Annotated in this window: 8 protein-coding genes and 1 pseudogene; 2 read left to right on the top strand and 7 right to left on the bottom strand. The window is 70.1% G+C overall.

Annotation, left to right across the window (positions count from 1 at the left end; genetic code table 11):
- Positions 1 to 42 precede the first annotated feature (42 nt).
- Genes CT688_RS01870 through CT688_RS01855 form a run of 4 tightly spaced genes read right to left on the bottom strand, consistent with a single transcriptional unit; the run spans position 43 to position 6,762 of the window.
- On the bottom strand, positions 43 to 3,444 hold the full coding sequence (locus tag CT688_RS01870) for a pyruvate carboxylase (protein ID WP_107755527.1): 3,402 nt from the start codon (positions 3,442 to 3,444) through the stop codon (positions 43 to 45).
- 7 nt (positions 3,445 to 3,451) lie between these two features.
- A complete protein-coding gene (locus CT688_RS01865) occupies positions 3,452 to 4,486 on the bottom strand; it encodes an MBL fold metallo-hydrolase (RefSeq protein ID WP_231750462.1) in 1,035 nt (344 codons plus the stop codon).
- 34 nt (positions 4,487 to 4,520) lie between these two features.
- Entirely contained in the window at positions 4,521 to 5,543 is a 1,023-nt protein-coding gene (locus tag CT688_RS01860) for a 2Fe-2S iron-sulfur cluster-binding protein (protein ID WP_107755526.1), read from the bottom strand.
- Positions 5,544 to 5,547: 4 nt separating this feature from the next.
- Complete coding sequence (locus CT688_RS01855; RefSeq protein ID WP_107755525.1) at positions 5,548 to 6,762, bottom strand: cytochrome P450; 1,215 nt, start codon at positions 6,760 to 6,762, stop codon at positions 5,548 to 5,550.
- Positions 6,763 to 6,851: 89 nt separating this feature from the next.
- Here CT688_RS01855 and CT688_RS01850 point away from each other — a divergent pair, with 89 nt between their 5' ends.
- Together CT688_RS01850 and CT688_RS01845 are read left to right on the top strand one after the other, a co-directional pair.
- The gene (locus CT688_RS01850; RefSeq protein ID WP_231750461.1) at positions 6,852 to 7,886 is read left to right on the top strand and encodes an AraC family transcriptional regulator; all 1,035 of its coding nucleotides are present in this window, start codon (positions 6,852 to 6,854) and stop codon (positions 7,884 to 7,886) included.
- Between the two features lie 84 nt (positions 7,887 to 7,970).
- Complete coding sequence (locus tag CT688_RS01845) at positions 7,971 to 8,900, top strand: amidohydrolase family protein (protein ID WP_107755524.1); 930 nt, start codon at positions 7,971 to 7,973, stop codon at positions 8,898 to 8,900.
- A gap of 114 nt (positions 8,901 to 9,014) precedes the next feature.
- On the opposite strand, the pseudogene recR reads toward CT688_RS01845, so the two are convergent.
- The 3 genes and pseudogenes from recR to CT688_RS01830 all read right to left on the bottom strand — a co-directional run.
- A pseudogene (recR, locus tag CT688_RS01840) lies at positions 9,015 to 9,620 on the bottom strand (recombination mediator RecR); the annotation flags it as partial.
- Between the two features lie 82 nt (positions 9,621 to 9,702).
- Complete coding sequence (locus tag CT688_RS01835; protein WP_017836347.1) at positions 9,703 to 10,038, bottom strand: YbaB/EbfC family nucleoid-associated protein; 336 nt, start codon at positions 10,036 to 10,038, stop codon at positions 9,703 to 9,705.
- Between the two features lie 113 nt (positions 10,039 to 10,151).
- Positions 10,152 to 12,698: a DNA polymerase III subunit gamma and tau gene (locus tag CT688_RS01830; protein WP_107755522.1), complete on the bottom strand. Its 2,547-nt coding sequence runs from the start codon at positions 12,696 to 12,698 to the stop codon at positions 10,152 to 10,154.
- Positions 12,699 to 12,792: the final 94 nt, after the last annotated feature.

Raw genomic sequence — 12,792 nt, 5'->3', positions numbered from 1 at the left:
GCGCCCACCGTGGGGTCGTGTGCCTGGGACCGGCCCCAGGGGTCACGTGCGCGGGCGGTCGACTTCGACGATCACGTCGCCGGCGTCGACCTGGCAGACCGGGGTCGGTGCGACCCGCGTGACGGTGCCGCCTCGGGGTGAGGTGATCACCGCCTCCATCTTCATGGCCTCGATGGTCGCGACCGGTCCTCCGGGATCGACGTGATCACCCAGACTCACCGTGACCGTGACGACCCCTGCGAAGGGGGCCGCCACCTGGCGGTCGTCACCCGGGTCGGCCTTCTCGACCACCGGCACGTCCACCGCGACCGCGCGATCCCGGACCTGGACCGGTCGGAGCTGGCCGTTGAGGATGCACATGACGGTCCGGTACCCGCGATCGTCCGGTTCACCTATGGCCTCGAGTCCGATGAGTAACTCCACGCCCGGCTCGAGTCGGACGCGGTGCTCGTCCCGGTCGCGCAGACCGTAGAAGAACTGATTGGAGGAGATGCGCGAGGTGTCGCCGTACCGGGCGCGGTGCGCCTCGTACTCCGCCGTCGGTTCGGGGAACAGCAGGGTGTTGAGGCGGCGGCGCCGCTGCGGCCCGGGAGCGCGCAGGACCGCGAGGTCGTCGTCGGTCAGCGGCACGGCCACCCTGGCCGGCGCCCTGCCCGCCAACGCGGTACCACGCAGTGGTTCGGGCCACCCGCCTGCCGGGTCGCCCAGTTCACCGCCGAGGAACCCGATCACCGAGTCGGGGATGTCGTGGACGGCCGGGTTCGACGCGAAGTCGTCAGCCGAGATACCCCGGCCCACGAGAGTCAGCGCCAGGTCCCCCACGACCTTGGACGACGGAGTCACCTTGATCAGACGCCCCAGGACGCGGTCGGCTCCGGCGTAGGCGTTCTCCACCTCCTCGAACCTGTCGGCCAACCCCAGCGAGTGGGCCTGTTGCCGCAGATTGGACAACTGCCCACCCGGTATCTCGTGGGTGTACACACGCCCGGTCGGCGACGGGATCCCCGATTCGAAGGGCGCGTAGACCCTGCGGACGGCCTCCCAGTACGGTTCGAGCGCGCACACCGACGACAGCTGCAGACCGGTGTCACGGTCGGTGTGCGCGGTGGCCGCGACGATCGCGGAGAGCGGGGGTTGACTCGTCGTCCCGGCCAGTGCGGCGCTGGCACCGTCGACGGCGTCGGCGCCTGCCTCCCAGGCTGCCAGGTAGGTGGCCAACTGACCGCCCGGGGTGTCGTGGGTGTGCACGTGGATCGGGAGGTCGAACTCCGACCGCAGTGCACCGATCAGACGCGAGGCGGCCGGGGCGCGGAGCAGGCCTGCCATGTCCTTGATGGCCAGTACGTGCGCGCCGGCGTCGACGATCCGTCCTGCCAGCCGCAGGTAGTAATCGAGGGTGTACAGGTCTTCTGCCGGGTCCATCAGGTCGCCGGTGTAGCTCATCGCCACCTCGGCCACCGCGGTGCCCGTCCCGCGGACGGCGTCGATCGCAGGGCGCATGGCCTCGACGTTGTTGAGGGCGTCGAATATCCGGAAGATGTCCACCCCGACCTCGGTGGCCTCGTCGACGAACGCGCTGGCCACTGTCGGAGGGAAGGGGGTGTAACCGACAGTGTTGGCTCCCCGCAGCAACATCTGTAGACAGATGTTGGGGATCGCCTCGCGGAGTCGGGCCAGTCGCTCCCACGGGTCCTCCTTGAGGAACCGCAGCGCGACGTCGTAAGTGGCGCCTCCCCAGCACTCCACCGAGAGCAGCTCCGGCGTGAGCGCGGCGACGTAGGGCGCCACCTCCATCATGTCGTTGGTGCGCAGGCGCGTCGCCAGCAGCGACTGGTGCGCATCGCGGAAGGTCGTGTCGGTCACCCCGAGTCGGGCGCCCGCGCGCAGGTCGGCGGCGAATCCCTCCGGCCCCAACGCGAGAAGCCGTTGACGCGACCCGTCGGGGGGCGCGGCCAGAACCTCCGGGTCGACCACCGGAAGCTTCTCGCTGGGGTAGACGGTCGTGGGCCGCTCCCCGTGCGGCTTGTTCACCGTGATATCCGCGAGGTAGCTCAGGATGCGGGTCCCCCTGTCCGACGGTGCCCGCGAGGTGAGCAACTCCGGACGCTGGTCGATGAACGACGTGCTCACCCGCCCGGCGAGGAAATCCGGATCGTCGAGCAACGCCTGGAGGAACGGCACGTTGGTGGCGACCCCGCGGATCCGGAACTCGGCCACAGCACGTCTGGCCCGGGCCGCCGCTGTCGCGAAGTCCGGCCCGCGACAGGTGAGTTTGACCAGCATGGAGTCGAAGTGCGGACTCACCTCAGCGCCCACGGTCGCGCCGCCGTCCAGACGGACCCCGGCCCCGCCGGGTGTGCGGTATCCGGTGATACGACCAGTGTCCGGTCGGAACCCGTTGGCCGGATCCTCCGTGGTGAGTCGACACTGCAGCGCCGCACCACGGGGCACGATCCGGTCCTGCGTCAACCCCATCGCGGACAGCGACTCCCCGGCGGCCACCCGTAGCTGAGCCGTCACCAGGTCCACATCGGTGATCTCCTCGGTGACCGTGTGTTCGACTTGGATTCGCGGGTTCATCTCGATGAACACGTGCTGACCGCGTTCGTCCACCAGGAACTCCACCGTCCCCGCGCACGAGTACCCGATGTGCCGGGCGAAGGCCACGGCGTCCGCGCAGATCTGTTCCCGGATCCGCGGCGACAGGTGGGGGGCCGGCGCCATCTCCACGACTTTCTGGTGCCTGCGCTGAACACTGCAGTCCCGTTCGTGGAGATGGATCACCTCCCCGTGCGTATCCGCCAGGATCTGCACCTCGATATGCCGGGGGTCGACCACGGCCTGCTCCACGAACACGGCCGGATCGCCGAAGGCCGACTCCGCCTCGCGAGACGCGGCGCGGATCGCCTCGACGAGTCCCTCGCGCCGCTCGACCCGCCGCACGCCCCGTCCACCGCCACCGGCCACGGCCTTGACGAACACCGGCAGATCCAGGTCCGCGGCCGCGGCCGCAAGCTCGTCGGGGTCCGAGGACGGTGCGGTCGAGGCCAGTACCGGCAGACCCGCCGCCTGTGCTGCCGCGACCGCGCGGGATTTGTTACCTGTGAGCTCGAGTACGGCCGCGGGTGGACCGACGAACACCAGGCCCGCCGCCTCGCACCCGGCGGCGAGTTCCGGGTTCTCCGCAAGGAACCCGTAGCCGGGGTAGACCGCGTCCGCACCGCTGGCCGTCGCCGTCCGCACGATCTCCTCGACGGACAGATACGCCCGCACCGGGTGGCCGATCTCCCCGATCTGGTAGGACTCATCGGCCTTGAGCCGGTGCACCGAGTTCCTGTCCTCGTACGGGAACACCGCAACCGTTTTGACACCCAGCTCGTATGCCGCACGGAACGCACGGATCGCGATCTCACCCCGGTTGGCCACCAGTACCTTGTCGAACATCGGTCCCTCAGTTCTCGGGCTGCTGCACCCGGATGTCTCCGTCGTTGATCCTGAACGTCATCAGGTCCACACCCACGGCCAGCGGGCCGTCGTAGGTCTCCCGCGTCCTCTCGACCAGCGTCTCGATGGGCAGGTCGGGGATACGCGGGGGCGCGCCGTTGACGATGTGCGTGTAGGCCGCCATCGCCGGGGCCACCGCGGTGAAGATCTCACCGGCCTGGCGCGGGTTCGTGTGGTGCTCGTAGACGGTCTCGAGCAGGGGAAGGGTGGGGTCGACGAAGTCGGCCACCTCGTGGATGAGCAGGTCGACCCCCTCGCCGTAGCTCAGGACGTTCGGGGTCGGCCGGGTGTCACCGCTGATCAGCACCGAGCTCTCGCCGTGGTCGACGCGGTACCCCACGGCGGGCGTGATGACGCCGGCCGCGTCGTGCTCGACGGTGAACATGGTCACCCGCACGCCGTCCTGGTCGAAGATCACACCGTCCTCGTCGAACTCGTGTGGGGTGATTGCGGTGGTGGCCCGGTCCAGACCTTCGTCGGCCACGCGCACATCGATGTCGTTCTGGTGCGTGAACTGCAGGCCCTCGGCGATCCGCCCGACGCCCACGGGACCGTACAGTTGGAAGTTGTCCTCACGTCCCCCGAGCGCCTTGATGTACGAGGTCATCCAGAGGTCGGCGAGCCCGTTGACGTGGTCGGAGTGGAAGTGGGTGAGGAACACCCCGTCCACCTGCCCGAGGGGCAGCCCCATCTGGTCGAGACGGATCGACGTGCCGCGCCCGGCGTCGAAGACCAGGTTGAGTCCGCCCGCCTGCACCAGGGTCGAGTTGCCGAACCGTTCGGCGCTGGGGACGGGGCTCCCGGTACCGAGGAGGGTGACGACCATCTCCGCCTCACTGTCGGCGGGGGGCGTCCCTGTGTGGGAACCGAGCGAGCCGGACGACGAGAGCGACTGCGCTCCGGAGGTGTTGGCGGCGGCGAGCGTGAGCGCCAGGGCGCCGACGGCCATCGGGAGGATGTAACGGTGCCGTGCGAGTGTCATGGAAGACGTCCCTTCTTGAGTGTGGTCCACGACCTCACACACCGACCGCGGGTGTGGGTGCGGAGGGAGTGAATTCCTCCCGGTGCATGAGCCGGCTCGGCATCCGTCGGCGCCGTAGCGCCCTGACCCCGGCCTCGATCATCGGCGGCGGACCGCAGAGGAAGGCGACGTGCCCGCGGCAACTCGGAAAGTCCCCGAGGACCGCGTCGGTGACCAACCCGCTGGCGCCCTCCCAGGTCTCCTCGCTCAGCACCGGGTGGTAGCTGAACTGCCGGTGCGTCGACTCGAGATCACGGAAGAACTCGACGTCGTACAGGTCCGATCGAGTGCGGCAGCCGTGGTACAGGCTGATCCGGGGCAGAAGGGCGTTCTCCAGCGCGTGGACGGCGATCGACTTGAGAGGCGCCACACCGGTACCGCCACCGATGAGTATCGCCTCCTCGTCGAGGGCACCGTCGAGGAAGAACGAGCCCATCGGACCGCGTAGGTGCACCGGATCACCGACGGCGAGGTCCCGGAAGATCCACCTCTCCGTGGCGAGGCCACCACTCACCCGGCGGATGTGGAACTCCAGACGGGACCCGTCCCGCGGGGTGCTCGCGATGGAGTACTGACGCCGGACGTCAGTACCGGGAACGTCGAACTCACAGTACTGGCCGGGACTGAACTCCATCGGTTCGCTCAGCTCGACGACCAGACGGACGGTGTCCGTCGCCACGGGGGTGAGTTCGACAACCCTCCCGCTGTGGCCGCGGAGCGCATGGACCACCCGCGGAGCGGGTTCTCCCCCGACTCCTGATGCGGTCAGGTCGGAGAGCGGCCGGGACTGACAGGCCAGCGCTCTGCCCGACGCGCGGTCGCACGGGGTCAGTACCTCGGTGCAGGACGCACCGTGATCGACCGTTCCCGAGACAACGGTGAACTTGCAGGTTCCGCAGGTCCCCTGCGCGCAGGCGTGGGGCATCCAGCGCCCCGCCCTGAGCGCGGACTCGAGCACCGAGCGGTCGGCGGGCGCCTCGAACCGGGTCCCGTCGCCCAACGTGACGGTGAAGGCCATCTCCTCAGACCTCCCACTGCACGTGCAGTCCCTGCGGGCCGCGGAAGGTCCACCCCCAGAACGTCACGTCCTGGTCGGGATCCGCCTCGATATTGGGAATGGCGTCGAAGAGCTCCTCGAGTGCGATGCGCACGATCGACATGCCGACGTGGGTCCCTGCACAGGCATGCTGGCCGGCGCCGAAGGCCAGGTTCGGCATGGCAGGACGATCGAGGTCGAAGACCTCCGCCCGCTCCCACGTCGCGGAGTCCCGATTGGCCGAGCCGTAGGAGAGCAGGACCGTCGTCCCGGCGGCGATCTCCACGCCCGAGACGGTCACGTCGTTCTTGGCCACCTTCGTAGCGGCCGTCCAGATCGGAGCGACCCACCGAGCGGCCTCGTTGGCCGCACGCGGGATGAGCGTCGGGTCGTCGACCACCCTCTCCAACTGCTCCGGGTCCCGCAACAGGGCCGCCAGCGTCGTCGTCATCACATGCCCCGGTTCCTGCAGCGCGCCGAGGAGGAACACATAGATGTTGGGGTAGATCTTGTCCCTGGACTGGAGCTCGCCCTCGGGCCCGCCGTCGTGTAGCCAGTGGGAGAGAAGCGAGTGGTCGGGATTCTCGGCCCAGTGGTCGAGTAGCGGATCGACCACCGTGTGGATCTCGGCGCGCACGGCGTCAGCGGCCTCGAACAGTTGCTTGTTGAGGAAGTCGCCGCTCTCGTCGACCGCCGCGTTGCCGAACGCCAACGCCAACGTCTGAAACCACCGCACCAGGGTCTCGGCCGGGACGTTGGTTAACCCCATCAGGTCGCCGACGGCCCGCACGCTCACGGGAGCGAAGTACTCCTCCTGGATGTCCGCCTTCCCCCGCGAGTCGAGTTCGCCCAGGAGATGGCGGGCATACGGCCGGACCAGATCGTCGATGTGGCCATCCACCGCGGACGGCCTCAGGCCGGGATCGATCATCTTCCGCAACTCCGCGTGCTCGGAGTCATTGGCAGCCAGGACCGTTCCCTTACCGAAGCTGCGTTCGCCGGCGGGGGCGATGACGGTTGCCCAGTTCTCGGAATCCTGCGCGATCGTCAAGCACGCCTCCCGCGTGGACGCGACGTGCAACCCCACCGCGGGGACGAACGCCACCGGCGCCTGTTCGCGTAGTCGATCGTGCACCGGGTGCGGGTCCTCGTTGAGCTGGTCCATCGTCACCGAATCGATCCAGTTGGTTGCTGTGGACATCGGTTCCACTCCTTCGGGTGTCGTTCCGCGCGGGGCCGGGGTTGGCAGTTCGCGCACCGCTTCCGCGACGCTGCGATCCCGGGGATGTGATGTGGAACACTAACGACGACTCCGAGGGGGTGACCATGACGCCGAATGCACGAAAACTTGACTCGACGCGCACCGTCGGCCAGACCGTGTGCGTCCGGGGGCTATCCGCTGCCGAGGGCCGTGCGCAGTGGCGGGAGGCGATCGATTCGACCTTCTGCGAGATGGACGTGGCGTGGCCGCGGCACGACACCGGCTTCACCGCTGACCTGGTCAGCAGCGACGTGGACGCCCTACACCTCAGCCGGGTGCGTGCGGATCCACACCAGGTGACCCGGTCACCGGCGATGGTCGGCACCGACCACCGCGACGACCTGCTGCTAATCCTCGCTGTCGGCGGGAGGTTGACCGTCTCGCAGCACGGTCGTGCGGTCACCCTCTCCGCTGGTGCATTCAGCGTGGTCGATGCGGCCGCGCCATTCGTCGTGGAGGGCCTGACCGAGTTCGAACAGCTCGTCCTCCATACCCCGCGCGCACTGCTGGGTTCCCGCCTCCCCGAAGATCTCCTTACCGCCTCCCTGGGCATTGCGCACGGCGCCGACGCCGGCCTCGGTGGAATGCTCTCGCGGTTCCTCATCGATCTCTCCCGGACCAGCCCCGGGCTCTCCCCGGAGGCACGTGCCGCCACCGCGGGAACGGTTCTCGACCTGCTCGCGACCACGGTCGGCGAGAACGCCGTCACCCACAACCCCACGGCTCTGGTTCACCAACGTGACCTGCGGAGGGTCCAGCAGGAGCTGATCCGTACCCTGCATCTACCAGGCAGGGGACTGGCCGAGGTCAGCGCCGAACTGGGAATGTCCGTGCGTTACGTCCACAAACTGTTCGAACCCACGGGTTTCACCCCGCGTGGCTTCCTCACCGAGGAACGGATGAAGCGGGCACGGTGGCTACTGCTCGACTCCGGACGGACTGTGGCCGAGATCGGGGCCATGGTCGGATACCGCGACGTCGCTCATTTCAGTCGCGCTTTCAGCAGCCACTTCGGGGCCAGTCCCTCGAAGTTCCGGGCCAGCGGCAGGCCTGCGCCGGTCTGACCGTCGAGCCGGTCGGCGGAGAAGATGCGAGCCCGGAGGCCTGCGGACGGATTGTCCATGCAGCACTGGCCTACGCTCGGGTCCATGTGCATCCACCACGGCACCGCCACCCTCACCGGGCCCGTGACCCCTCCCGATCCCGCGCACGAGGCGGCGCAGGTGCGCGCCCTGTGGGAGCCGCTGGGTCTACCCGGGATCATCGACGTCCACACACACTTCATGCCCGAGCGGGTGATGGCCAAGGTGTGGGACTACTTCGACGGCGCCGGCCCGAAGGTCGGGCGGACGTGGCCGATCACCTACCGGGAGGCCGAGGACGAGCGGGTCGAGCGCCTGAGGTCCTACGGGGTCCTGGCGTTCTCATCCATGCTGTACCCGCACAAGGCGGACATGGCGGCGTGGCTCAACTCGTGGTCCGCGGACTTCGCGGCACGGCACCCCGACTGCCTGCACACCGCCACCTTCTTCCCCGAGCCGGCCGCCGGCGAGTACGTTCGGGACGCCATCGAGTCCGGGGCCCGGGTGTTCAAATCGCACATCCAGGTGGGCGAGTACGACCCGCGCGACCCACTGCTGGACCCCGTGTGGGGTCAGTTGTCCGAGGCGCGGGTGCCGACGGTGATCCACTGCGGCAGCGGCCCCGTGGCGGGGCCTTTCACGGGCCCGGAACCGATCGCCGGCGTGCTGGAGCGTTACCCGGACCTGCCACTGATCATCGCCCACATGGGCATGGGCGAGTACTCGGAGTTCCTGGACCTGGCGGAGAGGTACAGCGCCGTCTACCTGGACACGACCATGGCGTTCACCGACTTCGTCGAGGAGATCACCCCGTTCCCCGACTCCGAGCGCGGGCGGCTCGTCGATCTGGAGCACAAGATCCTGCTGGGGACCGACTTCCCCAACATCCCCTACCCGTTCGCGCACCAACTCGACGCGCTCGCGGGCCTCGGGTTGGGGGATGACTGGCTACGGTCGGTGTGGCACGGTAACGCCGCGAGGCTCTTCGACCTCTGACAGGTCGGGCGACGACTGGGGGGCCAGCTGGGGTTCCGGCTGGCGTTCCGGGGCCTCCGTCTGTTCCGGACGGAGCACGCCCCCTGACCGCGTGGGCTGGGAGGGGCCACCCGAGAGGATCCGGCGGCCGGACAACGCGCTACCCAGGGTCAGTTCGTCCGCGAATTCGAGATCCGCACCCATGGGCAGGCCCGAGGCCAGGCGGCTCACCACGAGTTCGGGGAACGGCCGCAGCAGCCGTGCGAGGTATGTCGACGTGGCCTCGCCGGTGGTGTTGGGGTCGGTCGCGATGATGATCTCCGCGATCTCCTCGCCCTCGAACTCCTGACCGACCCGCCTCATCAGGCCCGCGATCCGCAGTTCGTTGGGGCCGATGCCGTTGAGGGGGTCGAGCGCGCCACCGAGCACGTGGTAGAGCCCGCGGAACTCGCGGGTGCGCTCGATGGCCTCGATGTCCTTGGGCTCTTCGACCACGCAGATGAGAGTGGGATCGCGTCGCGGGTCCGAGCAGATGCGGCAGCGTTCGCCCGCCGCCACGGTGCCGCAGACCTCGCAGTAGGAGACGCCGTCGACCACCGCCTGCAGCGCCGAACGCAGCCGCTCCACCGACTCCGGCTCCGCCTGCAGGAGGTGGAAGGCCAGCCGCTGCGCGGACTTCGGACCGACGCCCGGCAGTTTGCCGAGCTCATCGATCAGGTTCTGGACTGGTCCCTCGTACATCGCCGTTCCTGTGCTGTGTTGGTGCCGGCGTCGGTTGCGACACCGGGAGGCGGGTTCCGGACCTCCCCGGATCCCGCCGGGCTCACATGCCCAGGCCACCCATCATGTCGCCGAGGCCACCACCGGAGGCCAGCGGGCCGAGCCGCGACTCCGCGAGCTGCTGGACCTTGGTGTGGGCGTCACCGAAGGCACCCACGAGCAGGTCCTGCAGCGTCTCGATGTCCTCGGGGTCCACGACCTTGGGGTCCACGGTGACCCCGGTGACCTCTCCGGTGCCGCGCATGGTGACGGTGACGAGACCGCCACCGGCCTGACCGTCGACCGTGGTCGCGGCGATCTCCTGCTGCGCCTGGGCGAGCTGGGCCTGCATCTGCTGGGCCTGCTCGAGGAGGGCGTTCATGTCGGGTCCGGGCTGCATGTCGGGTCCTTTCGGCTGGTGCCTCATCTGAGCCGGGGCGGCCCCGGTCGGTCGGGATCCAGGGTAACCGCACCCTCGGACAACGTGCCCCGCCGCGCGGCGGGCCGAGCCGCTCAGCGCTCGAGTGGCCGGGCCCCGAGATGCTCCCTGAGCAACTGGAGCGCGATGTCCTCGCCGGTCCGGTGATCAAGGTTCTGGGGTCCGCTGCGGGCCTCGTCCACCATCTCCTCCTCGCTCACCGGGGGTGGCGGCGGGCCGTCGGGCTCCCCGGCCTCCGGCTCGGGCTCCTCCGGCGGCGGCGGGATGTCGTCGTACCCGCCCCCGGGCGCTCCACCGTCGGCGGCGCCTCCGGATCCCGCACCCCGGCCGGGGTCTCCTCCACGCAGCCGACGCTGCCACCCCTGGGGCTCGGCCTGCTGCGGCTTTCCGGGCGCCTCCGTCGGAGCCGGGGCGGCCCCGCGGACCGGGGCGCCCTCCGAGGACACGGCACCCCCTCCGCCCGAGGTGCAGCGGATCGTCCAGTCCCCACCCACCACCTCGGTGACCGAGTCGGTGATCGCGGTGGCGTTGTGCGGCTGGGCCAGTCGCTTGGCCAGCGGGGCGTAGTCGTGGACGAGATGAATGACCCGGCCCTCGACCCCTGCGACGGTTGCGCCGGCGAGCATCACCTCGACCGTGCGGGTCCTCCGCCGGACCGCGTCGCGGATAGCCGGCCACGCGCGGCGGATGTCCTCGGCCTCCATTCCCGGGGCGGCAGGGGGCCCGGGTTCAGGCGCCGGTGCGCGGCCTGTGCCGGCGTCGGTCTGCGCTCGTGGCTGCTCCCGAGGCTCGTCCCGGGCGTGCTCCGGACCTCGGCCGCTCGCTTGGTCCGCGGCATCTCCGGGCTCGGCGGGCGGCTCTCGCCACGGATCCGCCACCGGCTCGGGGGTGGGGGCGGGTTCGGACCCGGGAGTGGGTGCGGCGGCGGAGGCGGGTTCGGGCCCGGGCGTGGGCGCGGAGACGGGTGCGGACCCGGGTGCGTGGTGGGCCGAAGGCGAGTCGGGACCGGCGTGGACCGGCTGTGCGGACTCCGGGCCGGTATCCGCGGCCTCACCGGCCGGCCGCTGACTCTCCGCCAGTTGCTGGGCGATGGACTCGGCGGGCACGGCCGATCCGTCGGGAGTGGCCTGCACCGGACGGGTTCCGGGCTCCTGCGGATGCGGCTCGGGTTCCTGCGCGGGTGGCTTCGACCCACGTTCGTGCGACGCCGGCGCGGGCGGCTGCGGCGCCGACGCGGATGCCCGGGGCCCCGACGTGGAGCCCTGAGCCTCCTGACGGGCGGCAGGCTCGGCGGGCTGCGCCTGGGAACGGCGCACGAACTTCGGCCGCCCCTCCGGCTGGGTGGAGGGCTGCGGCCCGGGGCCGCCCGATCCCACGCGCCCCTCGTCGTCGTCAGCCAGCCCTCCGCCGGCTCCGGCCGGGTTCCCCTCCCGGACGGGGACCCCGCCACCCGGGGCGGCGACCGATCGCGCCGTACCGGTCTCCAGCGCCTCGACGCGCTGCAGCAGCGCGAGCACCGAGTCGTCGGCCGACGGCAGCAGCAGTTTGGCGCAGAGGATCTCCAGCAGCAGCCGCGGAGAGGTGGCGCCGCGCATCGACCCCATCCCCTCGTGCACCATGTCCGCGCACCGCGCGAGGGTGGCGGGGCCGATGTTCTCGGCCTGCCGCCGCATGGTGTCGGCCTGCTCGACCGGCGCGTCGACGAGGCCGCGCTCGATGGCCTGGGGGACAGACTGCACCATGATGAGATCTCGCAGACGCTGCAGCAGGTCCGCCGCGAACCGGCGGGGATCGAGCCCTGCCTCGATGACCTTGTCGACGGTCCGGAACAGCGTCGCACCGTCGGAGGCGGCGAGGGCGTCCACGGTGTCGTCGATCAGCGCCGCCTCGGTGGCCCCCAGAAGACTCACCGCGCGCGAATAGGTGATGCCCTCCTCGCCCGCGCCGGCCATCAGCTGGTCCAGCACGCTCAACGTATCGCGCGGCGACCCCCCACCGGCGCGGATGACCAGCGGGAAGACGGTCGGCTCGACCCGCACGCCCTCCTGGTCGCAGACCCGCTCGAGAAGTCCACGCATCGCCGAGGGCGTGAGCAGGCGGAACGGGTAGTGGTGCGTCCGTGAACGGATCGTCGGCAGCACCTTCTCCGGCTCGGTGGTGGCGAAGATGAAGATGAGGTGCTCCGGCGGCTCCTCCACGATCTTGAGCAGCGCGTTGAAGCCCGCGTTGGTGACCATGTGCGCCTCATCGATGATGAGCACCCGGTACCGCGACGACGCCGGTGCGAAGAACGCCCGCTCACGCAGGTCACGGGTGTCGTCCACACCACCGTGGCTGGCCGCGTCGAGCTCGGTGACGTCCAGCGTGCCCGTGCCCCCGGGCGCGAGCGCCACGCAGGAGTCGCACTCCCCGCAGGGTGTCGCGGTGGGTCCCTCCACGCAGTTCAGCGACCGGGCGAGGATGCGGGCGGACGAGGTCTTGCCGCACCCGCGCGGCCCGGAGAAGAGATACGCGTGGTTGATCCGGCCGGAGGACAATGCCACGGAGAGCGGCTCGGTGACGTGCTCCTGGCCCACGACCTCGGCGAAGGAGGCGGGGCGGTACTTCCGGTAGAGGGCCACGGCTAGAGGGTACCCAGGGGGTACGACGACGAGGCGAGACCTCTGCGTCCGGGAGGACGACATCCCGAAATGACCGGAGGGGCCGCGTCTCCGC

Origin of the sequence: Dietzia sp. JS16-p6b, assembly GCF_003052165.1 — a bacterium.
In the GTDB taxonomy this organism is placed as follows: Bacteria; Actinomycetota; Actinomycetes; order Mycobacteriales; family Mycobacteriaceae; genus Dietzia.
Note: the sequence above shows the minus strand (reverse complement) of the source record. Positions and strands in the feature narration are given on the sequence as shown.

Excerpts from the sequence above, each read along its gene's own strand:
- CT688_RS01870 (WP_107755527.1), bottom strand. The coding sequence starts at position 3,444 with ATGTTCGACAAGGTACTGGTGGCCAACCGGGGTGAGATCGCGATCCGT.
- CT688_RS01865 (WP_231750462.1), bottom strand. The coding sequence starts at position 4,486 with ATGACACTCGCACGGCACCGTTACATCCTCCCGATGGCCGTCGGCGCC.
- CT688_RS01860 (WP_107755526.1), bottom strand. The coding sequence starts at position 5,543 with ATGGCCTTCACCGTCACGTTGGGCGACGGGACCCGGTTCGAGGCGCCC.
- CT688_RS01855 (WP_107755525.1), bottom strand. The coding sequence starts at position 6,762 with ATGTCCACAGCAACCAACTGGATCGATTCGGTGACGATGGACCAGCTC.
- CT688_RS01850 (WP_231750461.1), top strand. The coding sequence starts at position 6,852 with ATGTGGAACACTAACGACGACTCCGAGGGGGTGACCATGACGCCGAAT.
- CT688_RS01845 (WP_107755524.1), top strand. The coding sequence starts at position 7,971 with ATGTGCATCCACCACGGCACCGCCACCCTCACCGGGCCCGTGACCCCT.
- CT688_RS01835 (WP_017836347.1), bottom strand. The coding sequence starts at position 10,038 with ATGCAGCCCGGACCCGACATGAACGCCCTCCTCGAGCAGGCCCAGCAG.